Genomic DNA, 25130 nt, shown 5'->3' with positions numbered 1-25130 from the left:
CTTCCGACAACGAACAAGGATCTCGCATGCTCCACCGCTCGCCGACGCGCGCCGCTCTCGCGGCCCTTTCCCTGATCCTCGCCTGCGGCGGCGCCGCCCGTGCCGCGACCCCGGACAGCGTGGCCACCTGTACCGGCGTCGGTCTGTCGGCACCGATGATCGTCAACTCGCTGCTGCCCGTGGTGAACAACGACTCGGTGGGCAACGAACAGGCGATCCTGCTGATGTTTCCCTATCTGCTGTGGGTGGGCAACGACCTGCGCCTGGACTACGCGCGCAGCATCGCCAGCGGGGTCGCCGTGTCGGATCACGACACGGTGTTCACCCTCAAGCTCAAGCCCTGGCGCTGGTCCGACGGCAGCCCGGTCACCGCGGACGACGTCATCTACGACTTCCAGCTGATCCGCGCCTACGGCGCGCGCTACCTCAACGCCGGGATCGGCGGCATGCCCGGCATCGTGAAATCGATAACCGCGCCCTCGCCGGACACCCTGCGCGTGGAGACCCGCCACCCGGTCAATCCGCACTGGTTCGAGCTCAACGGCCTGACCCAGCTGCGCCCGCTGCCGCGCCACGCCTGGCACGACATGAAGGTGGACGAACTGGTCAAGCGCCAGAACCAGACGGCGATGGCCGCGGTGACCGACGGCCCCTACCGCCTCGCCCAGTACGTGGCCGGCCGCTACATGAGCTTCGTCGCCAACCCGAAATATTCCGGGCCGCAACCGCACATCAAGCACTTCGTGCTCCACATGTACACCGACAGCCAGTCCGCCTTCGCAGCGCTCAAGACCGGCGAGCTGCAGCTCGGTCACGTCCCGCCCTCGCTGATCCCGGCCAAGCGCATGGTCGCCGACCTCAAGGGCCAGTTCTATCCGGGCGGCTTCAACGTCAGCTACATCGCGCTCAATTTCGACAACCCGGCCGTCTCCTGGCTGCGCGACCTCAAGGTGCGCCAGGCCCTGCAGCTCGCCATCGACCAGCCGCTGCTGATCCAGGCCGCGCTGCACGGCCTCGGCACGCCGAACTTCGGCCCCGTGCCGGCGGTGCCGCCGACCTATCTCTCGCCCGCGCAGCGCGCCGCCGATGCCCATCCAAAGGCTCAGTACAACCCGGCCCGCGCGCGCAAGCTGCTCGCGGAGGCCGGCTGGATGCCGGGTCCGGGCGGCATCCGGCGCAAGAACGGGCAGCGCCTGACGCTCACCCTGCTGGTCACCAGCGGCACGCCGCACCGCATCGCCGAGGCCGAGATCATCAAGCAGACCTGGCGCGCCATCGGCGTCGACCTGCGCATTCGTCTGGTGCCCTTCAACCAGGAACTGGCCGAGGTGCGCCCCGGCGGTCACTGGCAGGCGGCGATGATGGCCTGGATCTACGCCCCCGACTACTACCCCACCGGCGACGGCCTGTTCGATACTGGCGGCGGCGCCAACTACGGCAACTACAGCGATCCCAAGATGGACGCCCTGATCAGTGCCTCGACCAGCGATCCCGGCCTCAAGGCGCTGTATCGCTACCAGGATTACGTCGCCGAACAGCTGCCGGTGCTGTTCCGGCCATCGCCCGGCTATCTGGTCAAGTACGACCCGCGGCTGCACGGCGTGAAGGATTACCTCAGCCCGCTGGGCTACATCTGGCCGCAAAGCCTGTACTACGCTCAGTAATCGTCCCGGCACGGTTCGAGGCGTGCCGTCCGCATGGGCGGCATGCCGCATGCATGTCGTTTCCCGTGGCCGTCATGGCCCTCAACCGGAGCGTCTGCAACACATGACCAAGCTCTATCCGCACCCCGAATTCATCGACGCCGCCATCGGCTGGCGCCGTCACCTGCACCGCCATCCCGAACTCGCCTACCGCGAGTTCGACACCTCCGCCTACGTGCTCGAACGCTTGCGCGAGGCCGGCTACGAACCGCAATTCGGCATCGGCGGCACCGGCGTCGTCGCCCTGTTACAGGGCGCACGTCCGGGGCCGACCATCGCCCTGCGTGCCGACATGGACGCCCTGCCGCTGACCGAATGCGCGCAGCGCGAACACCGCTCCACCCGCGACGGCGTGATGCATGCCTGCGGACACGACGGCCACACCGCGATTCTGCTGGGTGCCGCAGGCGCGCTGGCCACCCGGCGCGACTTCGCCGGCACCGTGGCCTTCGTGTTCCAGCCCGCCGAGGAAGGCGAGGCCGGCGCCCGCGCCATGCTCGAAGACCCACGCTGGCCGGACTTCGGCATCGAACGCATCTACGGCCTGCACAACTGGCCCGACCTGCCGCTGGGCGAGTTCGCCATCCTCGAAGGCCCGTGCATGGCCGCCTCCGATGCCTGGGACATCCGTCTGCGCGGTCGCGGCGGGCACGCCGGCTGGCCGCACCGCACCCAGGACACCGCCGGCGCCGTGGCCGCGCTGACCGCCGCATTGTCCGGGCTCACGCGGCGCATCGCCGCGCCGACCGACCCGGCCGTGGTCACCGTCACCCAGATCCATGCCGGCACCGCGTACAACGTGATCCCGGCTGAGGCGCACATCGCCGGCACCGTGCGCACCCTGCAGCCGGACACCCAGGCAAACATCCGCGAGGCGATGGGAGAAACCGCGCAGAGCGTCGCCGCGCTCTACGGCATGGAGGCCGAACTCGACTACCAGCCACAGTATCCGGTGACCTTCAACCACGCCGTCGAGGTCGCCGACCTGCGCCGCGCCGCCACGCGCGTGGACGGCCTGCGCGAAAGCGACCGCCCGCCCACCCCCTCGATGGGCGCGGAGGACTTCTCCTTCTTCACCCAGCGTCTGCCCGGCGCCTACCTTTGGCTCGGCATCCGCGACGCCGAGCACGAGGCCTCGCTGCACAGCTGCGCCTACGACTTCAACGACGCCGCCATCGCCCACGGCATCGAGCTGTGGGTCGCGCTGGTCGAGAATCTGCTCGGAGGGAAGTGACGCTCCCGGACGGACACCCGGGGAACGGAACCGGCGCGAGACGCACGCCTCGCGCCGGTGCGGCGGGGCCAGGACGGCCCCGCCGGCCCAGGACTAGCCCTTGGAGCCCTGCGCGCTGCCGTTGGCGGCCATGCCCGAAGAACCGAACTGGCTCTGCATGCCGCCCTCGCCGTACAGGCTACGCTTGTGCTTCGTACCGCTGCTGCTGCCGGTTGCGGTCGAGCCCTGCATCGTACCTTGGCCGTGCGACGGCTTGGCGTACATATTGAAGGAGCCGTGCATTCCCGGCCCGGCGCTCGCACTGCTCTGCGACCCGGCAAATGCCGCCCCGCTCACAAGCATGCCCACGGCCAGTCCGGCCCCCAAAATCAATCTTGCTGGTCGATGTCCAGACATGAAACCTCCTCTGTTGCAAAGCCAAAAACCGGCGCTCCCGAGGTCCGGGCGCCGGCGGGATCGCATCAATCGATCCCGGCCTGTCGACAACGGCTAAGGCGGACGAGTTCCTACTCTTGCGAATCCCCTCACCCGAACGGCCGGTCACCCGGCCGCGGGTACGCAGGGCGGGCAACGGATCAAACGCACCGCCCTGCGAGATCAATCCTGCTGCTGCGGCGAGTCCTCGCGCTTGCGTTCGTCGCGCCGATGGTGACGATCCCGCTGCCGGCGGTCCTGTCGCTGATGGCGGTCGGACTGCCGCTGACGACGCTCGTCGCGCGGCGGCGCCTGCCGACGATCGGGATGCTCAGGCGGATACCGGTCGGGATACGCCCGCGCCGGCAGTGGCGGCGGGTAATACCCGTGCCCCTCGGCCGACCCCATCGGCTGCGCATAACGCCCCGGCGGTGGCCCGTCATGCCCGTCGCCATGATCCTCCTCATGCGGCCGCCCGCCGTAGATCGGCACCACCGGATACAACACCGGCCCGGGATACCCCACCGGCACATCGCACCCGGCCAGGGTCGCGGTTGCGACCACCAGCCCGATCATCCATACAGCCTGTGTTTTCATTGACTCTCCCGGTCAGTGTTTTTTGATAAGTGTTGGTTGGTAAGACCATGGGGAGGGGTGAAAGTTGGGGAGAGATGGGATGGACACAAACGACCCCGAGTGGTCTTTACAACAACCTTTTTGGAGTCAGCCATAACACGCTTAGCGGTCACTACCTTGTAACAACGATGAATTGAATGAATAGCCCAATCAGAGCGCTAATGTAAAAGCGCGAAATGGTATCGCCACTAAACAATTCGCTTATGAAGTAGTACACCCCATCCGGGAACAGGTATGACGAAGGTGGTAAACGGAAATTTAGGCTCCACAATCGCGTCCCAGCCTCTCCTGTTCAAGATCAGCAGGACTTCCAGAATCAACACGAGTCAATATTCAAACGGGCCGGCACACTCGCCCATAATCAGCCATTATTGCTTTCTCCAGGCTGCGGATATTGCTCTTAGCGCCTCGCGCGAACGTTGATCGGTAAACTTCGAATGCAGCACGATGCGCGTGCTTGGGAGTTTAGGCAGGCCATAATCCTGGCTGATTTCTAGAGTATCGGCAGGGGCGAGTCGGCGTGCCAAGGCGGCGATGCCGAGGCCCGCTGACACGGCGGAGACAACGGCAGTCTGTCCTCCGCCAACGAAGACCTCTACCCACTCAAGCCCCACCTCATCGAGGGAATTCGTTGCGAGATCGCGCAAATTGCAGCAGGGTGCCAGTGCAACCAAAGGTAGCGGATCCCCAGACCGGCACTTGAAATTCCGGGATGCGAACCAGCCGTAATGCTCTGGCCCCAGATCCTCGCCATCACGAGGATCATCTTCTTGCCGGACGATGACGGCATCCAGCTTGGCGTCATCGTAGGTACTCAGTAGGGCTCGCGAGCTATCGATACGAACCTCTATGGTCAAACCAGGATCGCGCTCATTCAGTCGTGCGAGCAAAGCAGGGATTTCAGGCCCGGCTACATGCTCGGCGATACCCAGCCTGAAGTGGCGCCGTTCCGAAATGAGGGCTGCGGCTGCACGGTCATGAGCCGAAAGCAATTCACGCGCAGCATTCAGAAATACGGCGCCTTGCGCCGACAGGCGTACCCATCGCGGAGTGCGTTCGATCAGCTTGTGTCCTAGACGCGCCTCAAGGCGTTTCAATTTGACACTGATCGCCCCCTGAGTCGTGCCAAGCGCATCTGCTGCCTTGGTGAAGCTCTGAAAATCGACAATCGTGACGAACGCACGCACGGCATCAACATCAAGGACGGACCTACTCATATATATCCCAAAATGTTGTGTTAGATATCACCAATCATAGCATTGATGGATAGACGCAACCCTGCATATCATCCTCCTGAGATTCGCATTGTCACGGCACCCGACATCCTTGGTTGCCCGTCTGGAGTGTCTATGAAGATCGGGATTATTGGCGCCGGCAGAATGGCACAGTCGATAGGCGGGTTGGCCGTACGAGCAGGGCATGAAGTGATGCTGAGTAATTCGCGCGGGCCGAATTCCCTGCACGCGATAAGTAGAACAATCGGTAGCCTTGCCGGCACGGTAGAAGAAGCAGCCGAATTTGGCGAACTGATTATTATCGCGATCTATGTCCAGGCTTTCCGGATTGTACCCCAGACACCTCTTATCGGTAAAACCATACTCAATCCGCAAAATTATTTTCCTCAGCTAGGGCGTGTAGAGGAATTGGAGCGTGGCGAAATAACGACGGCCGAATTGCTTGCGCGCCACTTGGTCAAATCACGTGTTGTCAAGGTACTCAATTCGATTTTGGTCGAAGACGTAATTCCCGATGCGCGTCCATCAGATGCTCCTGACAGGCGAGCCATACCCATGGCGGGTGACGACAGCGATGCGAAGGCGGCCACCTCTCGATTTCTGGATCAAATTGGCTACGATGCCGTTGATGCCGGCGTGCTCTATGAGGGGTGGCGTTTTGAACGACGACGCCCGGTTTATTGCCAGTCATTAAGCAAATCTGAACTACAGGCAAAGTTACTCACCACGGCATGGGACGACTGGGTGCCCGAGGGACACTGGTATGCCCAACGCTTACAGAAGTCCAAACCTTAGCGCGAACCACTAATTTACAGCCATCTCGCGAGCAAACCAGCACTTTGCTTCACCCTCATTGGGCGCGTGCAAAACAGAGGGCCATATGAAAGTCGACCCGGCAACCTCAGATATAAACTGCAGGAAACTGCGTCCGAATATCGCATTGACGATCCATACGGTAACGCTGATGGCATACCTAGCTGCATCCAGCGCCCCCACGCCACTGTATCGAATCTATCAACTGCAATGGCAGTTTTCAGCAGGTTTGCTGACACTGATTTTCGGCATCTATGCATTCACCTTGCTGGGCGCGTTGCTCATTGGCGGGCGTTTGTCGGATTACCTGGGGCGAAAACGCGTCATCGGCTTCGCACTCATTCTCGAACTAGTCGCCATGGGTGTATTTCTGTCCGCCGAGAATGCCAACTGGCTGCTGGCAGCCAGGGCAACTCAAGGCATCGCGACGGGATTGGCGACTGCGTCGTTAGGGGCAGCGCTCGTCGATCTCCATCATGAAAAAGGTTCGCTGACGAATACGCTGGCAACCATGGCCGGCATTACCGTGGGCGCCCTGGGCTCGACGGCTTTGGTGGAACTTGCCCCGGCGCCGTTGGATTGGGTATTCGTCATACTGATGGCCATTTTCGTGCTGCAACTATGGCTGAACTGGTACACGCCAGAGACCTCGGAGAAGCGATCCGGGGTTTGGCATTCCTTGCGACCTCACATAGCGGTGCCGGACAGCGCGAGATCAGCGCTGCTGGCGATCACACCGATCAATGTGGCTGTTTGGGCATTAGGTGGTTTCTATTTATCACTTATGCCCACCCTGGCGGCAATAACCACACACTCGAATTCTGTCTGGTTAGGGGGACTGACAGTAGCGACACTGACACTAAGTGGTGGCGTGGCCATTTTCACGGTGCGACGTCGACCACCGTTCTGGGCGCTCGATCTCGGTGGGATAACGCTGGTTATCGGATTGGCTATCGTTCTGACCGGCATCAATCTTGGATCCGCTGCTTACTTACTGATCGGTTCGCTCATCGCTGGAATAGGATTCGGGGCTGGATTTTTTGGCGCGGTGCGCAGCATCGTTCATCTAGTCCAACCTTCGGAACGGGCGGGATTGATGGCTGCCTTCTATGTGGAAAGTTATTTGGCAAATAGCCTTCCGACCATACTAGCTGGATATATGGTGCGACATGTTGATTTAAGCATCGTTGCAAATATTTATGGGGCATGCATCATTATCCTGGCAGCTATCGGACTCTTGTTTGAGTTCTTCCGCATGTATAGAACGAAAGCAACCCAGCGTATGTAACAATTAATGATGTTCCATCATTTTTTAACTGGAATAAAACCTGGCAACTTTGCAAAGCGTTCACGGAGAAACTGGATGAGTGCCATAGTCCGTTGCGGCAGATAACGCCTAGATGGGTAAACCAAGTACAGAGGCTGGAAGTCCAGCGACCACTCAGGCAATAACTGAACGAGTGAGCCATCGTCGATTAGATCCTGCACCAACCAGGCGGGGGCCGTGCCCAACCCCACCCCAGACAGAAAACATTGCCTCAAAGCAAGTGAACTATTGATTCGATAGCGACCCGTTGGCGTTACTAAAATGGTCTTTTCGCCGTTGGCAAAACTCAGTTGACTGAGCGATGGGATGCCGCCAAAGCGGATATACGCGTGCTGACGCAGATCATCGGGGACGCGTAGAGGTGGAGCGTGTTGAAGATATGACTTGTGGGCAACTAACAACCGGGGGGACGAGGCAAGTTTCCTGGCAATGACGTTGGGAGGGAGGTCATCACTTAAGCGGATAGCAAGGTCAATGCCTTCCTCGACCAGATCTACGATTCGATCATTTAGAACGAGTTCCAGGTCAACGTCAGGGTAGTGGGCCAGAAATTCGATTGCGAGGTTATTAACACGCAATTCACCAAACCCGACAGGCGCGGCAACCACAAGATTCCCAATAGGGTGTGTTGATTGACCGCGAACCTCGGCAACTGCGTCGGCATATTCTTCAAGCAAGCCTCTGGTTCGATCATAAAACCGACGACCCTCGTTCGTCAGGACTAGTGCCGTCGTACTCCGCTTGATCAGGCACACCCCCAACTGATGCTCGAGTTTTGCGATCAATTTGCTCATGGTGGGCTGAGTAACGTCGGCTTCATGCGCTGCGGCTGTAAAGGAGCCGAGTTCGACGACACGAATGAAACTTTGAAGTGTCTGCAAGGTATCCAATGTCATTCCCATATGGCATGACTCATATGCCATCTATACGCATTATATCCTCAAGAGGAATGTCATAAGGTCCGGCTTCCCTTATTCTGGAGAAGCCAACCATGGATGATTTCTTGATGAGTCCGTATGTAGACCGCCATATCGTCATTGCTGGCGGAAGTGCGGGAATTGGCCTGGCGACCGCTATAGCTGCCAAAGCAAGAGGCGCATCCTTAACGCTCATCGGGCGAAATGCCGAAAGGCTGGAGCAGGCATCAAAGCAGATCGGAGGCGCAAGAACAGCCGTTGCCGACATCCGCGACCGTGAGCAGATCGAAGCGGCATTCACAAACGAGATGCCGATAGACCATCTGGTCATCACCGCAGGTAGCCACCAGGCTGGTCTTGTTACCGAAACAGACCCGGATCATCTGTTGCGAGCGGTCGAAGAGCGAATCGCGGGCGCACTTTACGTTATCAAAGCGGCTTTACCGTTGATGTCGCCTCAAGGCTCCATAGTGCTAACGGGCGGACAATATTCTGATCGTCCCACAGGTCAGGGAACAGCACTTACCGCGATGGCAGTACGTGGTATCGAAGCGCTTGCGCGCGCGCTTTCACTCGAACTGAAACCTGTCAGAGTCAATGTGATTGCGCCAGGTCTGATCGACACGGCTCTATTCAATAGTCTTGGGTCGGAGATTCGGGATAGGATTTTTAAGGATGCTGCGCGGGCTTTACCTGTCGGTCGCGTAGGCACCCCTGACGAGGTTGCTGACGCCATCCTCTTTCTGCTTGGTAATGGCTACATGAACGGTGAAGTCTTACACATCGACGGTGGTGGTCAGTTTGTCTGATGCCACCGGTTACAAAATGCTCCATGGAAGGCCTGTGGTTCCGGGTGTCTGCAAAGCGCAAATATGAAGCCGGCAGTGTGTTCACCATCAGCGACCGACCGGAGAGGGTCGGCTGTGGCACATCAAGGGTGTTGACTCGGCTCCTGACTAATGGCCTTCGACCGCATAAGATTGCAGCAAAATGTTCAACGATTGCCGGAATTGATGTTCAAGGCTACTGGAGTCTGCACAAAACCCCTGAAGTCGGACACATTATGCCGCGTAAAGACTTGTTCTGGCCAAATCAATAGTTGTGATCGGACGTCACGTAAGGCCGACGTTAACCCAATCTCAGTAGCTCCACCGCTTGCTTGGGGTGTCTGCGACCAAATGGCGTCCCAAGCAAATAGAAATACCTTATCCACCCCATGGACACACAAAGGTTCACAGCAACCGCCACGCTCCCGAGGCCCACCTCATGTTGACCCTGTTCGGCGCCGTCGCCGTCACCCTGATGATGCTGTTCTACGCACTGGAGTCGCGCGCGGCGGGCTTTACGCTGCTGTTCGCCCTCTCCTGCTTCGCCTCGTCGGCCTACGGCTGGCTGGCCGGGACCTGGCCGTTCGGCATGATCGAGCTGATCTGGGGCGGCATCGCCGTCTACAAATGGCGTCAGCGGGTGCGCGCGCAGGCGACCGCGCCCTGAGCCGGGCAGCGGCTCAGCAGGCGGAGCCGCCGCCCATCGGCTCCCACAGCTCGCGCGCCTCGTACTGGGGCAGCGATTCGGTTTCCTGGCAGGCGCCTCCGCGCCAGGCGCGCACGTGTTCGTCGTCAAGGCAGGTCTGCACGTAATCCGCGGCCGCGCCTTCGAGCGGGGTATTGTAGGTGGCAAAGCGCAGCGCCACCGGCACGTACATCGCATCGGCGATGGAGAATTCGCCGAACAGCCAGGGCCCGAGCGCGCCGAAGCGGGCGCGGCAGTCGGTCCATAGGCCGACGATGCGGGCGATCTCGGCCTCGACCTCGGGGCCCGGCGAGCGCCACAGGAAGCGGCCGCGCAGGTTCATCGGCAGGTTGGTGCGCACGCCCTGGAAGCCGGCGTGCATCTCGGCGCTCGCCGCGCGCGCCACGGCTCGCGCCCTGGGGTCGGCGGGCCAGCCGCGGCCGTCGAGCAGCTGCTCGGAGACGTATTCGCAGATGGCGAGCGAGTCCCATACCGCGAAATCGCCGTGATGCAGGACCGGCACCTTGCCGGAGGGCGACAGCGCGGCGATGCGCGTCGTGTATTCGGCGGTGTATAGCGGAAGGCAGATTTCCTCGAAGCGCAGCCGGTGATGGCGCAGCAGCAGCCAGGGTCGCAGCGACCAGGAGGAGTAGTTCTTGTTGCCGATCACCAGCTTGAGTTCGCTCATCGATCTTCTCCTTATTGTCGCGGGCTAGACCGCCCGCATTTCGATGCGGCGCACGAATTCCGCCATCAGGGTGCGATACAGCGCCTCACCCAGAACGCCGTCCTCGACGCCGTTATCGATGTTGGGGTTGTCGTTGACCTCGATGACCACGACCTTGTCGCCGGCCTGCTTGAGGTCCACCCCGTAGAGCCCGTCGCCCAGCAGCTTGGCCGCGCGCAGCGCGGTCTTGACCACCTTGGCGGGCGCCTCGTCCACCGGCCAGGTCTTGAAGCCGCCGGCCTGTGCGTTGCCGCCCTTGTCGTCATGCTTGAGGATCTGCCAGTGCTTCTTGGACATGAAATACTGGCACACGAACAGCGGTTTGTTGTTGAGGATGCCCACGCGCCAGTCGAACTCGGTGTACATGAATTCCTGCGCGAGGATCAGGTCGGAGTCTTTGAAGAACTGCCCGGCGAGGCGCTTGAGCTCGGCGGCGTTGTTGGCCTTGACCACGCCGCGCGAGAACGAGCCGTCGGGAATCTTGAGCACCATGGGGTAGCCCAGCTCGGCCTCGAGTTCGTCGACGTTGTCGCGGCTGACGATGATCGTGCGCGGGCGCGGCACGCGGTGCGCCTTGAGCAGTTCGGCGAGATAGACCTTGTTGGTGCAGCGCAGGATCGAGTCGGGGTCGTCGATCACCACCATGCCCTCGCTCTCGGCCTTCTTGGCGAACTGGTAGGTGTAGTGGTCGATGCTGGTGGTCTCGCGGATGAACAGCGCGTCGTATTCGGCGAGCCTGCCGTAGTCGCGCCGCGTGATCAGCTCGACGTCCACGCCCACCGCCTTGCCGGCGCGCACCATCTGCGCCAGCGCGCCGCGGCTGGAGGGCGGCAGCTTTTCGTCCGGGTTGTGCAGGATGGCGAGGTCGTAGCGGTAGCGCGTGCGGCTGCGCGGCTTGCGCCAGCGGCGCGCCAGGAACACGCCGAGCGCCTCGGCGAAGGCGGCCTGCTGCTCGGCGTTGAGCGTCTGCGGATGCACCGCCTGGATCGCGCTGATGCGCCATTCGCCCTGGCGGCGCAGCTCCACGCGCAGCACGGGGCAGCGGAAGGCATCGAAGATCTGCCGCGCGAGGTCCTGCCACTCCGGCGAGGAGGTCTGCCCGAAGTAGAGCATCAGCTCCAGGCCGTTGACGATGACGTCCTGCCGCGTGCGGCCCACGGTCTTGCGCGCGAGACGTTCGAGATCGGCGGTATCGAGGGTGTAGATCGCCTTGCGGCTGAGGTCCTGGATGGTACGCACGCTGGGAATCACGCGGTGCCCGCGCGCCTCGGCGAGCAGCGAGGTGTAGTAGCCGACGCTGAGATAGCGGTAGCTGCGCGCGAGGTTGATGACCTGCAGGTCGTCGTCCATGCCGTCGGCCGCGCCGCTGAGATAGTCGCGCACGGTGACGACCTTGAGCGCCGGATAGGTGTCCTTCCAGTCCGACAGATTTTCCACCACCACCAGCGGTTCAGGCATCGGCGGCCTCCCGGCGGCTGACGATCAGCACGGCCTTGAGGCCGGCGCGTCCGTAACGGGTCATGTGTTCGAACTCCTTCTGCAAAATCGGCATATTGATGGAATCCAGAGCCGTCTCGCCCTGTTCGTAGTCGATGAAGGGATCGTGGACGTAGACGAAGCGTTCGTCGAACCCCGTGACCACGACCCAGTGCGGAAATTTCTCGCCGTAGATCCGGTACGAGCTGATCAGCACCACCGGGATGCCGCCGGCCTCGAAGCGCGCCTTGAGATCGGCGACGCGCAGCGGCGTGAAGTGGATCGGCACGTCGTGCGCCTCAAGCTCGGCCAGGAAGTCCTCCTGCACCAGGCGCATGACCTCCTTCTTGAGATCGCTGCGCACGGAATCGACCAGGAAGTTGGCCCCGTCGCTGACGAAGATCTCGACGTCGAAACCGCGGTGCCAGGCCGACAGGCCAAGGCCGAAGGGGCCGCAGCCGCCATGCCCGGAGGTCATGAAGATGGTGGTCGCCTCGCGCCAGATGCGCAGCTCCAGCGTGCGGTCCATCGGCTGCTCCGGCTGCAGCGCGCGCATCGCCATCATGAGCGAGGCCGGGCCGCAGGTGAAGTCGAGCGTCTGCTCATAATAGGGGACCACCTGCACCTGCTCGGCCTTGAACTGGGGCGCCAGCGACTTCTCGAAGCGCAGCGCCTCCATGTGATCCTCGTAATAATCCGGCACCTGGTCGAATTGACGGTAGCCGAGCGCGCGGAACAGCGCCAGCGAGGCGGCGTTGTCGCGGCGGATCTCCAGCCGCAGGGTGATGCGCCCCTCCGCCTTGGCGCGCGTCTCGGCCGCCTCCACCAGGGCGCGGCCGACACCCTGCCCGCGCAGCGTGGCGCTGACCGCGATCGAATAGATACGCGCCATCGAGGTGCCGCGGCTATAGAGCGTGAGCACGTAGGCCTCGACCCGGCCGTCTTGCGCATGCACCAGCACGTCCGAGTGCGCGCGCGCGATCATGTAGCGGAACTGGCGACGGCTCAGGCGATCGGTCTGGAAACAGGTTTCCTCCAGACGCAGCAGGTCGTCGACATCGTCCAGGGTGGCGGGGCGGATCATGGGGCTGTCCTCTTTTATGCGGCGTATCCGCCATGTGCCGGCGCTGCGGGCTTCCGGCACGCTGGCGCGACCGCCTATGCTATGACTTCCCGCCATCAACTGGAATCCTTGCGATGCCCGCCCCCGCCCTGGAACACATGCTCGCCGAACTCATCGCCACGCCGTCGGTGAGCAGCGTCTCGCCCGCCTTCGACGGCGGCAATCTCGCGCTGGTGGAAAAACTCGCCGGCTGGCTGGAAGACGCCGGCTTCCAGGTCGAGGTCATTCCGCTGGAACACTTTCCGGACAAGGCCAACCTGATCGCCACCCTCGGCGAGGGCGAGAACGGACTCGTGCTCTCCGGCCACACCGACACCGTGCCCTTCGATGACGGCCTGTGGACCCACGATCCGTTCCGCCTGACCGCGGCCGAAGGCCGCCTGTACGGCCTCGGCACCGCGGACATGAAGAGCTTCCTCGCGCTCGCCATCGAGGCCGCGCGCGGGCTCGATCCGGCGCGACTGAAACGCCCGCTGATCGTCGTCGGCACCGCCGATGAGGAAAGCAGCATGGACGGCGCGCGCATGCTCACCCGCCTGGGCCGGCCGCGCGCGCGCTACTGCGTGATCGGCGAGCCGACCGACCTGCGGCCGGTGCGCATGCACAAGGGCATCATCATGGAGGCGGTGCGCGTGACCGGGCATAGCGGCCATTCCAGCGACCCGGATCGTGGCCGCAACGCCCTCGAGGGCATGCACCACGTGATGGACGAGCTGCTCGACTGGCGCGACGCGCTGCGCCGCCAGCACCACCCGGCCTTCGCCGTGCCCTACCCCACGCTCAACCTCGGCCACGTGCACGGCGGCGACAACCCCAACCGCATCTGCGCGAGCTGCGAGCTGCATTTCGACCTGCGCCCGCTGCCGGGCATGACCATCGAGGCGCTGCGCGAGGAGCTGCATCACCGCGTCGGCCGCGCGCTGGAGGGTCGCGGCCTCCACTTCGAGACCCACCCGCTGTTCTGCGGCATCGAGGCCTTCGAGACCCCTGCCGACGCCGCCCTGGTCGAGACCCTGGTCGAACTCAGCGGCCACCCGGCCCAGGCCGTGGCCTTCGGCACCGAGGCGCCGTTCTTCCGCGATCTCGGCATCGAAACCGTGGTCATCGGCCCCGGCAGCATCGATCAGGCGCATCAGCCGGACGAATACATCGAACAGGCCGCGCTCGGCCGAACCGTCGACATCCTGCGCGCACTGATCGACCGCCTCTGCGTGGCGGCCTGAGTCCGCCGCCCGCCGGCGCGGCGGGCAATTGGTTATAGTACGGGATTCATCTCCCAGCCCAGCAAGGACCGCACCGCGTGAGCAAGCCCGCAGCGCCCAACCCGAACATCGCCTGGTTCCGCCAGGCCGCGCCGTACATCCACGCACACCGTGGCCGCACCTTCGTCGTCGCCTTCGGCGGCGAGGCCGTCGCGGACGCCGCCTTCCCCGATCTGGTGCACGACATCGCCCTGCTCGCCAGCCTGGGCGTGCGCGTGGTGCTGGTGCACGGTGCCCGCCCGCAGATCGAGGCGCGTCTGAAGGCGGCCGGCCAGGAGCTGCATTACGCGAACGGGCTGCGCATCACCGACGCGGCCTCGATGAGCTCGGTGATCGCGGGCATCGCGGACGCCCGCGCCGAGGTCGAGGCGCGCCTGTCCATGAGCATCGCCGACACGCCGATGTCCGGCATGCGCCTGACCGTGGTCGGCGGCAATCACGTGATCGCCAAGCCGGTGGGCGTGCGCGACGGCATCGACTACCAGCACACCGGCGAGGTGCGCCGGGTCGAGACCGGCGCCATCCGCCCGCATCTCGATCTCGGCCATCTGGTGCTGATCTCCCCGCGCGGCTATTCGCCCACCGGGGAGATGTTCAACCTCAGCGCGGCCGAGGTCGCGACCGCGGTGGCCTGCGCGCTGCGCGCCGACAAGCTCATCTTCCTGGAGGAGACCGCCGGCCTGCGCGACGGACGCCGCCGGCCGCTGCGCCAGCTCGGCCTCGCCGAGGCCCAGGCCCTGCTCGGCGGCCGAAGGCGGCTGCCGGACGAAACGCGCCAGCACCTGCACGGCGCCATCGACGCCTGCCTGAACGGCGTGCGCCGCGCCCACCTGATCGATCGCCGCATCGACGGCGCCCTGCTGCTGGAGCTGTACACCCGCGACGGCATCGGCACGCTGGTTTCGGCCGGCGGCTACGAGCATCTGCGGCCGGCCACCATCGACGACGTCGGCGGCATCCTCTCGCTGATCGCGCCGCTGGAGGCCGAGGGCGTGTTGGTGCGACGCTCGCGCGAGCAGCTCGAACTCGAGATCGGCCACTTCAGCGTGATCGAACGCGACGGCCTCACCATCGCCTGCGCCGCGCTTTACGGCTTTGCCGACGACAACGTCGGCGAGCTGGCCTGCCTGGTGGTGCATCCGGACTACCGCCATCAGGGTCACGGCGATACCCTGCTCGCGCATGTCGAGGAGCGAGCGCGCGAACAGCGGCTCGAACGCCTGTTCGTGCTCACCACGCGCACCGCGCACTGGTTCCGCGAGCGCGGCTTCGTGCCGGGACAGATCAATCACCTGCCCGTGGCGCGGCGCGCGCTGTACAACTACCAGCGCAACTCGCGGATATTCCTCAAGACCTTGACCTGAACCCGGGCCGGGCGCACTGGTCACATCGGTGCACAGAATTTACAATCGCCCCACTCGCGCGCCGGCTCATCACGCCGGCCCCATCCTCATCCAACATCAGGAGATTCCCATGCGCATGCTGCATACCATGCTCCGCGTCGGCGACCTCGATCGCTCCATCGGCTTCTACACCGAGGTACTCGGGATGCGACTGCTGCGCCGTCAGGAATATCCGGACGGGCAGTTCACCCTCGCCTTTGTCGGCTACGGCGACGAGGACAACAATACCGTGCTCGAACTGACCTACAACTGGGATCAGGACCGTTACGACCTCGGCAGCGGCTTCGGCCACGTCGCCATCGAGGTCGACGACGTTTATCAGGCCGCCGAGGCCATCCGCGAGCGCGGCGGCAAGATCATTCGCGAGCCCGGCCCTATGAATGCGGACACCACCCTCATCGCCTTCGTCGAAGACCCCGACGGCTACGCGATCGAGCTGATAGGCAAACGGCATTGAGTCAGGCACCGACCCGCGGCGGCGGCGCGCAGGCCGCGCCGGCCTGCGAACTCAAGGGCAGCCGTTTCACGCTTTCGGTCCTCAACCTGCACAGCGCCGATCTCACCGCCATCGAGGGGCGTCTTGCCGACCTGCTGGCGCAGGCCCCGCCCGGCTTTCTCGATCAGGCCCCCGTGGTACTCGACGCCGGTCCGCTGAGCGAACCCGAAACCCTCGATCTGGAGGCCCTGGACGCGCTGCTACGTGCGCATGCCCTGATCCCCGTGGCCCTGCGCGGCGGCGACGCCCTGCGCGCGCGCGCCGCCTCGGCCGGGCTGGCCGTCCTGCCCGAGTCGCCGGCACCGGCTTCGACGGCCGCGCCGACCGCCGAGGCGGCCGAAACGCCGCGCCAGGAACCGGCCGGAAACGGCCCACGCACCATCACCCGCCCGGTGCGTTCCGGCCAGCAGGTGTACGCCGAAGGCGGCGACCTGGTGATCCTCGGCGCCGTCAGCGCCGGCGCCGAAGTCATCGCCGACGGCAGCATCCACGTCTACGGCGCCCTGCGCGGACGCGCGCTGGCCGGCGCGCGCGGCAACGAGTCGGCGCGCATTTTCTGTCAGTCGCTGGAGGCCGAGCTGCTGTCCATCGCCGGCTGCTACCGCGTGCTCGATGCGCAGCCGAGCGAGGCGCGCGGCCGCCCCGCGCACGCCTGGCTCAGCGGCGAGCGCCTGATGATCGACACGCTCTGATATACTTTGCGGCGTTATGATCTATTCTGTGACAGGCGGGTGACATGACCCGCCCGCGCCATCCTCTCGGGACGGGCATCCCAACATCGCATCGACCTTTGGCACACTGGAGACACGCGTGGCCAGGATTATTGTCGTAACCTCGGGCAAGGGCGGCGTCGGCAAGACCACCACCGCCGCGGCTTTTTCCACCGGGCTCGCCCTGCGCGGGCACAAGACCGCCGTCATCGACTTCGACGTCGGGCTGCGCAATCTGGATCTCATCATGGGCTGCGAGCGGCGCGTGGTGTACGACCTGATCAACGTCACCCAGGGCGAAGCCAATCTCAAGCAGGCGCTGATCCGCGACAAGCGCATCGACAGCCTGCACATCCTGCCGGCCTCGCAGACGCGCGACAAGGATGCGCTCAACCGCGAAGGCGTGGCGCGCGTGCTGCAGGAACTGCACGACATGGATTTCGACTACATCGTCTGCGACTCTCCCGCCGGCATCGAACAGGGTGCGCAGATGGCGCTGTATCACGCCGACGAGGCGCTGGTGGTGACCAATCCCGAGGTTTCCTCGGTGCGCGACTCCGACCGCATCCTGGGCATCCTGCAGAGCAAGTCCCGGCGTGCCGAGGAAGGTCTCGACCCGGTCAGGGAGCATCTGCTCATCACCCGCTACAACCCCGGCCGCGTCTCCTCCGGCGACATGCTCAGCATGGAGGACATCCTCGACATCCTCGCCATCCCCCTGCTCGGCGTGATCCCCGAATCCACCGCGGTGCTCAAGGCCTCGAATGCCGGCACGCCGGTGATCCTGGAGGACAAGACCGACGCCGGCCAGGCCTATACCGACGTGGTCGCGCGCTTCCTCGGCGACGACCGCCCGCTCCGATTCATCAAGGCCGAGAAGCGCGGCCTGCTCAACCGCCTGTTCGGATAACGCCATGGGCCTGTTCGATCTCTTCCGCAAGAACAAACCGGCGACCAGCGCGCAGATTGCCAAGGAGCGCCTGCAGATCGTCATCTCCCACGAGCGCGCCGCGCGCGGCAGCCCGGACTATCTGCCGCGCCTCAAGCAGGACATCCTGGAGGTGATCCGCCGCTACCACGCGATCACCGACGAACAGGTCGACCTGCGCGTGGACAAGGCCGGCGGCCGCGAGATCCTCGAACTGAACGTGACCCTGGCCAGCGAAACCAAGCCGGCCGGCTGACGGCCGCGCGCCCATCGAAAAGGACATGCCATGAACGCCGCCGCCGACTATCAGCCGCCGCTCGCGGCCTATTTCCAGGAGCTGGAAACCCGCTACGGCGACCAGTTCAGCTTCGACCGCCTCAGCGACGAAGAACTGCTTACCCTGGAGCGACTCGGCCGCGACGCCATCGAACGCGACCGCAAGGTTTCGGCCGTGGAGAAGGCCAACCTCAAGCCGCTACTGACCCTGGTGGAAATGCAGCGCCGCAAGCGCGGCCTCGAAGCCGGCCAGACCCACTGATCCCCCCTCCGCGAGCAGGGCCGTCCACGCGACCCGCCCGCTCAGGATTCCAGTCTTTCCGTGCCCGCCGCACCCGCGGCGCGATTGCGCAACCGGCGCGCGGTCCAGGCCTCGTCGACGGCCAGCGGCAGGAAGATCACCAGATCGTAGACCCGCACCAGCAGCTGGCCGGCCAGATGCGCGATCCACGCCAGTATCCGCGACAGCATGGCGAACAAACCCAGCAGCGCGACCAGCAGGCTCATGCCCACCTGACGCCCGCTGCGCAGGGCGGCCTCGAAAGGCAGTTCGGTCGCCAGCAGCAGTAAGGCCAGCAGGATGCTCAGCCCCGCCGACGCGAACACGGGTGCCGCACCTACAGACACCGCCGCGCCGGCGGCCGCCTGTACAGGCGGGCTGCCGTAGGCGACCAGTGCCGCCACGAAGACGATCTGCACCCCGGCCAACGCCGCCACCACGGCCATCAGCTGTGCGCGCAGCCGGACCTGCAGCGCTCCAAGACCGGGCAGCAGACGCGTCATGCGGCCAAGTTCCAGCAGCAGCGCGCCCAGCAATACCGGCGCAGCCACCAGCGCCCAGCCGGCGATCTGCGGCAGGCCGAGGCCCAGCGCCTCCGGCTGGCGTGCGAGCAGATGGTGCAACGGCAGGTGCAGCAGGGCCAACTCGCCGGCCGCCAGCACGGCGAAGCCCCCGAGCATCAGCAACGACAGCACGAAATGGGCCAGGTAACGCAGTTGCAGGGCGAATCCGGCCGTCGGCGGTTCTCGGCGGATGCGTTCGAAAGCCGCCATATGACGGTCCGCCAGCGCCACCCGGTCGTCCAGCTCGGTCACGGTGCGATCCATGCGATCGAGAATGCCGGCGGTTTTACGCCATTGCGAGGCTGCGCGGCGCAGCAGCAGGTGGCGCTTGCGGCTGGCGTAGCGGTACTCCTCCAGCGCATCGTGACTGGCACGGGTCAGGGTCGAATGCATCGCGTCGAGGATTCGCGCAAGCGCGGGGTCGGCCCCGTCGGCCGTATGCGCCACCGCATCGACCGCTTCCAGCCAGTCCGGCGGAGCCGGCGGGATTTCCACGCTGGCTTCGTAATCGCGTTCGATACGCACGATCTGTTCGCTGGCCTGACGGTGCAGGCTGGGATATTCCCCCAGTTCCTTGCGTACCACGTCGGCCAGTCGCTGGAAATCTCGCGTCAGCACGCGCGCCGCCTCCGCCCTTGCCGCCGCGTCCAGCATTTCGATCTGCAGCGCCTGGCTGCGGCGGCGCAAGCGCCAGAACAGCGCCGCCAGGCTGCGCAGCCCGCGCGCGAGCACCCGACTCAAGCCGAACAGCAGCCGGTGCGCGTGGGTGCGGGCCAGATACAGGAAGACCAGCGCGAACAGGCCCCAGAGCAGCATGGACTCCCAGACAAGCCCAGGTCCCAGCGTCAACAGCTTATAGACGTCCATTGTGATTCTCCGTGGTGCGGTCGGTCGTATGCGGACGGTCGTTCCGGTCCTTAAGTTTACAAGGCCGAAGCCGCCTCTGCTGGCCGCATTTCAAGGACTTGCCGTAACGCCCGCGATACCGCGCACCAGCCGCCGGGATACGGACGACGATCGCATGCGATACGGGCAGACCCGCACCCTCGTGGCGCGCGCAAAAATCGACGATGCCGCGCAAGGGTCGGCCGGAGCCGAAAGCGCGTGCTCCCCGCCGCCGTCGAACGCAACGCGCCGCCCGATGGCGGCGCGTTGCGTAGGCGATGCGCGATTCCCGGCCGGCAGCGCCCCCAGGGCCGCTTGCGTGCGCCCCAGCGGCTGTGCGCCGCGCGGACTCAGGCGTCGCCGGACGCCTGCTCCGCCTGCTGGCGGCGCACGTCTTCGTGCACCTGCGCCATGTCGATCTCACGCACCTTGCCGATCACCTCTTCCAACTGCCCGGCCGAGAGCATACCCGGCTGCGCGAACAGAATGACCTGTTCGCGGAAGATCATCAGCGTGGGGATCGAACGGATCTGGAAGGACGCGGCCAGGCCCTGCTGCTCCTCGGTGTTGACCTTGGCGAACACGATGTCGGGATGACTTTCGGCGGCGGCCTCGAAGGTCGGGGCGAAGGCACGGCAGGGCGCGCACCAGGAGGCCCAGAAGTCGATGATGACGATGTCGTTGTTCTTGATGGTCGACTCGAAGTCGTCCTGGGTCAGCTCCATAACAGCCATGATGGCCTCCTCGCGGGTTGCGGGTTCATTAGCACTTGATAATACAGCAAGTCAGACGACCGACCAAATGCGTGGGCAGGCGCGTGAGATCAGGCCAGTCCCCGTCGCAGGATCGCACGCAGCTCACCGAGCCGGCACAGCGGATCGTCCAGCTCGAAAAGCTGCTGCTTGGTCGCGGGCGGCAGGGGCAGCAGCTCGGTCAGGCGCGCGCCGACCCACCCCGCCCAAGCATAATCGCCGCCTAACGTGCTGAAGGGCTCGCCGAGTTGATCGAGCATGCGCCGCAGGAGATCGGATAGCGGGGTCTGGTCTTCGGGCAACGGCGCTTCCGGCTCGTCCGGCAACAGTTCGACCTCGCCCACCAGCAGACCGTTGGGCGCGGCCACGTATTCGAGCACGCGCAGCCGTCTCTCGCCACGCGCCACGATGCCCAGCAATCCGTCATCGCGCCGATTCCAGTCGGCAACCCTCGCCAGGGTGCCAAGGCGATGGATCGTCGGTGCAGGCCCCACTTCCTCGCCCGTCTCGATGAGGCAAATGCCAAAACCCGTGTCGTCGCGCAGGCAATCGCGCACCATGTCGAGATAACGCGCCTCGAATATGCGCAGCGGCAACAGCCCCCCCGGAAACAGCACGCTGTGTAGCGGGAACAGGGGCAACTTCACGTCAATCGCCCTGCCCAGGCTCGTCGCCCCAGGGTGGCAACAGCGTCTGCGGTACCGCCAGATGATCCAGCACGCGCGCGACCATGAAGTCGACGAGATCTTCGAGGCGCTGCGGACGATGATAAAACCCCGGGTTGGCGGGCATCATGACCGCGCCCATGCGTGTCAGGCGCAGCATGTTTTCGAGATGGATTTCGGACAGTGGCGTCTCGCGCAGCACGACGATCAGCTTGCGCCGCTCCTTGAGCATGACGTCGGCGGCACGCTCGATCAGCGAACGCGAAGCACCGACCGCGACCGCCGAGAGCGTGCCCGTGGTGCACGGGCAGATTGCCATCGCCTCGGGCGCGCCCGAGCCGCTCGCCACCGGCGCGGTCCATTGCTGTTCGCCGAACACTTCAAGCTGGCCCGGTGCCGCGCCGTAAAGCGCGGACAGGGTGCGTGCCAGCTCCGCCGGGCGCCCCGGCAGGCTGAGATCGGTTTCCATGCCGATCACCACGCGCGCAGGCTGCGAGAGCATCAGGTAGACGTGCACGTCGGCCTCGATCAGGCATTCCAGCAGGCGCAGACCGTATTGCACCCCGGAGGCGCCGGTCATGGCCAGTGCGATACGCCGACGCGGCGCGCTCATGTACCATCCCCGCGCGCGGCCAATGCCGCGCGTACACGGGCCGGCAGGCCGCCGAAGCCGCCATTGCTCATGAACACCACATGGTCGCCCGGCCTGAGACTGTCGCCCAATTCGGCGACCAGACGGTCCAGGTCGGCCTCGACGTGCGCACGCGGACCGAGCGCATCCGCCACGCCCGCCAACGACCAGCCGAGGTCAGCCGGCTGGTAGAGCCAGCTGCGATCGGCGGCGCGCAGCGCGTCGGCCAGGCGATCGCGATGCACGCCCATGCGCATGGTGTTGGAACGCGGTTCGAGCACCGCCACCAGCCGCGCGGCGCCGACGCGTGCCCGCAGCCCTTCCAGGGTGGTCGCGATGGCGGTGGGATGATGGGCGAAGTCGTCGTAGAGCTGCACGCCGGCCACTTCGCCAAGCGATTCCAGTCGGCGGGCCACGCCGCGAAACGACGACAGCGCCTGCAGGCCGAGCGGCAGCGGCACACCGGCATGACGCGCGGCCAGCAGAGCGGCCAGCGCGTTGCCTGCATTGTGGCGCCCCAGCAAGGACCAGGACACCTGGCCGCGCGACTCGCCGTCCTGCAGAATCTCGAAACGGCTACCGTCGGGTTGCAGCAGGCGCACACGCCAGCCCGCGTCGCCGAGATCCGCGTCGCCGAATGGCGCCGTGGGCGTCCAGCAGCCTTGCGCCAACACGCCGCGCAGGCGCGCGTCGTCGGCATTGTCGACGATCAACCCGTTGCTCGGCACGGTGCGCACCAGGTGGTGAAACTGGCGCTGGATCGCCTCGACATCGGGAAAGATATCCGCATGATCGAACTCGAGATTGTTGAGCACCAGGGTCCGCGGCCGATAATGGACGAACTTGGAACGCTTGTCGAAGAAGGCGGTATCGTACTCGTCGGCCTCGACCACGAAAAAAGGACTTTCGGTGAGCCTGGCCGAAACGCCGAAATTGGCCGGCACGCCGCCGATGAGGAAGCCGGGCGAGAGGCCGGCGTGTTCGAGGATATGCGCCAGCAGGCTGGCGGTAGTGGTCTTGCCGTGGGTACCGGCCACGGCCAGCACCCAGCGTCCGCGCAGCACATGCTCGGCCAGCCACTGCGGCCCGGAAGTGTAGTCGATGCCACGATCGAGCAAGGCCTCGACGACCGGCAGGCCACGGCGCATGACGTTGCCTACGACCACCTGATCCGGCGGCGGCGACAGCTGTTCCGGGTCGTAGCCGCTGTGCACGGCGATGCCGGCGGCGGCCAGCTGGGTGCTCATCGGCGGGTATAGCGGGCCATCCGCGCCGCTGACGGTATGTCCGGCCGCACGAGCCAGCTGCGCAAGGCCGCCCATGAAGGTGCCGCCGATACCCAATATGTGTATATGCATGCGGTTCCGTCCGTTCGCCCGCCAAGCGGGGCTATCCGCCTATGGTGCCACCGAAGAAACCGGTGATCAGCAGCGAGGCCGTGAACATGAAACCCAGCGCCGTTGCGACTCCCAGCCAGCCTTGCCGCAAATCCAGCGCGTAGCGGAAAATACGCCCCAGCACCGCGATCATCCAACCCAGCGTGATCAGGTAGGCGATGGCGGCGAAAGGCGCCGGCGACTCGGTGGCCTCGGCATGATAAAGCGTCAGCAGCTGCGGCATCAGCAGCAGCCCCATCAGCGCACCGCTACCGGCCAGCGCCGTCAGCGTCTGCACCAGGCGCTGCGGGTGCTGGGTGAGCATCAAAGCGCCGTAAACCCAGGCCACCAGCACTGACGTCTCGACCAGCGCCTGCAACAGGCCGCCCCACCAGCCCGAAAGCGGCAGCACGTTGACGGCGCTCACGATCAGATAGCCAGCCAGGGCGAGCAGCATCCAGCCGCGTGAAGCGGGCATGTCCTGCGGGCCTGCCCGCATCATGCACAGATCGAGTATGCGCTTGAGGAAACTGAGAAGTGACACGGCATCTGGCATGATACAAATTGCTTAGGATAACACGTGACCCGCGTACCAGAATGATCCGCCCCCCCTTCACGCGACATGCCCGCGCGACCCGATTTCCGCAGCGCGCCGGACACCGACTCGAACTTCTGGTCGACGGCCATCGCTTCTTCCCCGCGATGCTCGATGCCATCGCCGGGGCGCGGTGCTATGTCCTCATGGAAATGTATCTCTTCGAGTCCGGCGCGCTCGCCGCCCGCTTCATTGAGGCACTGCGAGACGCGGCGCGGCGCGGCGCCAGCGTGCGCCTGCTGATCGACGATTTCGGCGCCCTGGGCCTGCACGCGCGCGACCGCGAACGCCTGCGCGCGGGCGGGGTGACGCTCGCCTTCTACAACCCGTTGCGTGTCGGCCGGCTATCGGCCAACCTGCACCGCGACCATCGCAAGCTGCTGCTGATCGACGGGCGCGTCGCCTTCACCGGCGGCAGCGGGATTACCGACGACTTCGACCCCGGCCTCCGCCCGCATGGCTGGTGGCACGATTTGATGCTGCGCATGGAAGGCCCCGCCGTGTCCGACTGGCAACACCTCTTCCAGCAGATATGGCAGCGTTCGACCGCGGACGCACCGGCCCTGCCCGCAGCACTACCCGATGCCACAGGACCGCATGCCGTGCGCGTGGTCGCCAACGACGGCCGTCGCCGGGAAATCCAGCGCCGCCTCGTCCGGCGCATCGCCCAGGCACGGCAACGTGTTTCGATCAGCGTCGCCTACTTCGTGCCGCCCCTGCGCATCCGTGCCGCCCTGCGCCGCGCGGCGCGGCGCGGCGTCGAAGTCAGGTTGATCGTACCGGGCCGCCATACCGACCATCAGGCGGCGCGTTACGCGGGCCGGCGCTTCTACGCGCAGTTGCTGCGCGCCGGCGTGCGCATCCACGAATACACCCCGCGCTTCACTCACGTGAAGCTGATGATCTGCGACGATTGGGTGAGCCTGGGTTCGGCCAATCTCGATCACTGGACCTTGCGCTGGAATCTGGAAGCCAATGCCGAGATCGACGGCGCGGCCTTCGCGGCAACCGCACAGGCCGCCTTCGAGGCCGATCTTGCCGATACCCGCGAAATCACGCTGGAGACCTGGCGCGCGCGCGGCCGGCGAGCGCGCGCCAGGGAATGGTTCTGGGGCCTGATCAGCCGTTGGCTGGCGCGCCACGGACGGCGCGCGCGCCCACGGCCGGCCCCCGGCAAACGCGACTAGCCGG

The 25130-nt window shown here is 64.9% G+C and carries 27 protein-coding genes; 14 read left to right on the top strand and 13 right to left on the bottom strand.

Annotated elements, in window-relative coordinates:
- The first annotated feature begins 26 nt into the window (after positions 1 to 26).
- Together THPRO_RS14585 and THPRO_RS14580 are read left to right on the top strand one after the other, a co-directional pair.
- The gene (locus THPRO_RS14585) at positions 27 to 1664 is read left to right on the top strand and encodes a peptide ABC transporter substrate-binding protein (RefSeq protein ID WP_065089798.1); all 1638 of its coding nucleotides are present in this window, start codon (positions 27 to 29) and stop codon (positions 1662 to 1664) included.
- 103 nt (positions 1665 to 1767) lie between these two features.
- Entirely contained in the window at positions 1768 to 2937 is a 1170-nt protein-coding gene (locus THPRO_RS14580; RefSeq protein ID WP_052064637.1) for an amidohydrolase, read from the top strand.
- Positions 2938 to 3030: 93 nt separating this feature from the next.
- Here the strand turns inward: THPRO_RS14580 and THPRO_RS14575 are convergent, their stop codons facing one another.
- The 3 genes from THPRO_RS14575 to THPRO_RS14565 form a co-directional block, all read right to left on the bottom strand.
- Positions 3031 to 3333: a hypothetical protein gene (locus THPRO_RS14575; protein ID WP_145930877.1), complete on the bottom strand. Its 303-nt coding sequence runs from the start codon at positions 3331 to 3333 to the stop codon at positions 3031 to 3033.
- 201 nt (positions 3334 to 3534) lie between these two features.
- Complete coding sequence (locus THPRO_RS14570) at positions 3535 to 3948, bottom strand: hypothetical protein (protein ID WP_145930876.1); 414 nt, start codon at positions 3946 to 3948, stop codon at positions 3535 to 3537.
- Between the two features lie 407 nt (positions 3949 to 4355).
- Positions 4356 to 5204: a LysR substrate-binding domain-containing protein gene (locus THPRO_RS14565; protein WP_038092919.1), complete on the bottom strand. Its 849-nt coding sequence runs from the start codon at positions 5202 to 5204 to the stop codon at positions 4356 to 4358.
- A 132-nt stretch (positions 5205 to 5336) separates the two neighbouring features.
- On the opposite strand from THPRO_RS14565, the gene THPRO_RS14560 reads away from it, so the two are divergent.
- Both THPRO_RS14560 and THPRO_RS14555 read left to right on the top strand, forming a co-directional pair.
- A complete protein-coding gene (locus THPRO_RS14560; RefSeq protein ID WP_038092917.1) occupies positions 5337 to 6017 on the top strand; it encodes an NADPH-dependent F420 reductase in 681 nt (226 codons plus the stop codon).
- A gap of 85 nt (positions 6018 to 6102) precedes the next feature.
- Positions 6103 to 7323, top strand: a complete 1221-nt coding sequence (locus tag THPRO_RS14555; protein WP_052064636.1) for an MFS transporter — start codon at positions 6103 to 6105, stop codon at positions 7321 to 7323.
- A gap of 17 nt (positions 7324 to 7340) precedes the next feature.
- On the opposite strand, the gene THPRO_RS14550 is transcribed toward THPRO_RS14555, so the two are convergent.
- Entirely contained in the window at positions 7341 to 8264 is a 924-nt protein-coding gene (locus THPRO_RS14550; RefSeq protein ID WP_201787002.1) for a LysR family transcriptional regulator, read from the bottom strand.
- 89 nt (positions 8265 to 8353) lie between these two features.
- Here THPRO_RS14550 and THPRO_RS14545 point away from each other — a divergent pair, with 89 nt between their 5' ends.
- Both THPRO_RS14545 and THPRO_RS14540 read left to right on the top strand, forming a co-directional pair.
- Positions 8354 to 9088 carry an SDR family oxidoreductase gene (locus tag THPRO_RS14545; RefSeq protein ID WP_052064635.1) on the top strand — a complete coding sequence of 245 codons (735 nt, stop codon included), beginning with the start codon at positions 8354 to 8356 and terminating at the stop codon, positions 9086 to 9088.
- 457 nt (positions 9089 to 9545) lie between these two features.
- A complete protein-coding gene (locus THPRO_RS14540; RefSeq protein ID WP_038092914.1) occupies positions 9546 to 9773 on the top strand; it encodes a hypothetical protein in 228 nt (75 codons plus the stop codon).
- A 13-nt stretch (positions 9774 to 9786) separates the two neighbouring features.
- On the opposite strand, the gene THPRO_RS14535 is transcribed toward THPRO_RS14540, so the two are convergent.
- From THPRO_RS14535 to THPRO_RS14525, 3 genes are read right to left on the bottom strand one after another with little or no spacing between them, the layout of a single operon-like run.
- Positions 9787 to 10479, bottom strand: a complete 693-nt coding sequence (locus tag THPRO_RS14535) for a glutathione S-transferase family protein (protein ID WP_052064634.1) — start codon at positions 10477 to 10479, stop codon at positions 9787 to 9789.
- 24 nt (positions 10480 to 10503) lie between these two features.
- Positions 10504 to 11976: a RimK family protein gene (locus tag THPRO_RS14530; RefSeq protein WP_038092911.1), complete on the bottom strand. Its 1473-nt coding sequence runs from the start codon at positions 11974 to 11976 to the stop codon at positions 10504 to 10506.
- Positions 11969 to 13078, bottom strand: coding sequence for a GNAT family N-acetyltransferase/peptidase C39 family protein (locus THPRO_RS14525; RefSeq protein WP_038092907.1), 1110 nt, complete (start codon positions 13076 to 13078; stop codon positions 11969 to 11971). The genes THPRO_RS14530 and THPRO_RS14525 overlap by 8 nt, the downstream gene beginning before the upstream one ends.
- Positions 13079 to 13191: 113 nt before the next feature.
- Between THPRO_RS14525 and argE the strand changes: the two genes are divergently transcribed.
- The 7 genes from argE to THPRO_RS14490 all read left to right on the top strand — a co-directional run bounded on the left by argE (position 13192) and on the right by THPRO_RS14490 (position 18454).
- On the top strand, positions 13192 to 14340 hold the full coding sequence (gene argE, locus THPRO_RS14520; protein ID WP_082954676.1) for an acetylornithine deacetylase: 1149 nt from the start codon (positions 13192 to 13194) through the stop codon (positions 14338 to 14340).
- A gap of 77 nt (positions 14341 to 14417) precedes the next feature.
- Positions 14418 to 15743 carry an amino-acid N-acetyltransferase gene (gene argA, locus THPRO_RS14515; RefSeq protein ID WP_065089796.1) on the top strand — a complete coding sequence of 442 codons (1326 nt, stop codon included), beginning with the start codon at positions 14418 to 14420 and terminating at the stop codon, positions 15741 to 15743.
- Positions 15744 to 15852: 109 nt separating this feature from the next.
- Positions 15853 to 16239, top strand: a complete 387-nt coding sequence (gene gloA / locus THPRO_RS14510) for a lactoylglutathione lyase (RefSeq protein ID WP_038092904.1) — start codon at positions 15853 to 15855, stop codon at positions 16237 to 16239.
- Positions 16236 to 16970: a septum site-determining protein MinC gene (gene minC / locus THPRO_RS14505; protein ID WP_038092901.1), complete on the top strand. Its 735-nt coding sequence runs from the start codon at positions 16236 to 16238 to the stop codon at positions 16968 to 16970. The genes gloA and minC overlap by 4 nt, the downstream gene beginning before the upstream one ends.
- Before the next feature lie 118 nt (positions 16971 to 17088).
- On the top strand, positions 17089 to 17898 hold the full coding sequence (minD, locus tag THPRO_RS14500) for a septum site-determining protein MinD (protein ID WP_038092899.1): 810 nt from the start codon (positions 17089 to 17091) through the stop codon (positions 17896 to 17898).
- 4 nt (positions 17899 to 17902) lie between these two features.
- Complete coding sequence (gene minE, locus THPRO_RS14495; RefSeq protein WP_038092896.1) at positions 17903 to 18172, top strand: cell division topological specificity factor MinE; 270 nt, start codon at positions 17903 to 17905, stop codon at positions 18170 to 18172.
- 30 nt (positions 18173 to 18202) lie between these two features.
- Entirely contained in the window at positions 18203 to 18454 is a 252-nt protein-coding gene (locus THPRO_RS14490; protein WP_038092892.1) for a hypothetical protein, read from the top strand.
- 41 nt (positions 18455 to 18495) lie between these two features.
- On the opposite strand, the gene THPRO_RS14485 is transcribed toward THPRO_RS14490, so the two are convergent.
- The 6 genes from THPRO_RS14485 to THPRO_RS14460 form a co-directional block, all read right to left on the bottom strand.
- The gene (locus THPRO_RS14485; RefSeq protein ID WP_038092887.1) at positions 18496 to 19902 is read right to left on the bottom strand and encodes a hypothetical protein; all 1407 of its coding nucleotides are present in this window, start codon (positions 19900 to 19902) and stop codon (positions 18496 to 18498) included.
- A gap of 368 nt (positions 19903 to 20270) precedes the next feature.
- Positions 20271 to 20654, bottom strand: coding sequence for a thioredoxin (gene trxA / locus THPRO_RS14480; protein WP_038092884.1), 384 nt, complete (start codon positions 20652 to 20654; stop codon positions 20271 to 20273).
- Positions 20655 to 20743: 89 nt separating this feature from the next.
- Complete coding sequence (locus THPRO_RS14475) at positions 20744 to 21319, bottom strand: LON peptidase substrate-binding domain-containing protein (protein WP_038092882.1); 576 nt, start codon at positions 21317 to 21319, stop codon at positions 20744 to 20746.
- A 1-nt stretch (position 21320) separates the two neighbouring features.
- Positions 21321 to 21950 (bottom strand): UbiX family flavin prenyltransferase, encoded by a 630-nt coding sequence (locus tag THPRO_RS14470; RefSeq protein WP_038092879.1) that lies wholly within the window; start codon positions 21948 to 21950, stop codon positions 21321 to 21323.
- Positions 21947 to 23326: a UDP-N-acetylmuramate:L-alanyl-gamma-D-glutamyl-meso-diaminopimelate ligase gene (gene mpl / locus THPRO_RS14465; RefSeq protein ID WP_065089795.1), complete on the bottom strand. Its 1380-nt coding sequence runs from the start codon at positions 23324 to 23326 to the stop codon at positions 21947 to 21949. Before mpl ends, THPRO_RS14470 begins: the two co-directional genes overlap by 4 nt.
- 31 nt (positions 23327 to 23357) lie before the next feature.
- Positions 23358 to 23888, bottom strand: coding sequence for a hypothetical protein (locus tag THPRO_RS14460; protein WP_145930875.1), 531 nt, complete (start codon positions 23886 to 23888; stop codon positions 23358 to 23360).
- A gap of 53 nt (positions 23889 to 23941) precedes the next feature.
- On the opposite strand from THPRO_RS14460, the gene THPRO_RS14455 reads away from it, so the two are divergent.
- Positions 23942 to 25126, top strand: a complete 1185-nt coding sequence (locus THPRO_RS14455) for a phospholipase D-like domain-containing protein (protein ID WP_052064633.1) — start codon at positions 23942 to 23944, stop codon at positions 25124 to 25126.
- Positions 25127 to 25130 lie beyond the last annotated feature (4 nt).

It is taken from the genome of Acidihalobacter prosperus, from assembly GCF_000754095.2.
Classification (GTDB): Bacteria; Pseudomonadota; Gammaproteobacteria; order DSM-5130; family Acidihalobacteraceae; genus Acidihalobacter; species Acidihalobacter prosperus.
This window is presented reverse-complemented; position numbering and strand designations above follow the sequence as displayed.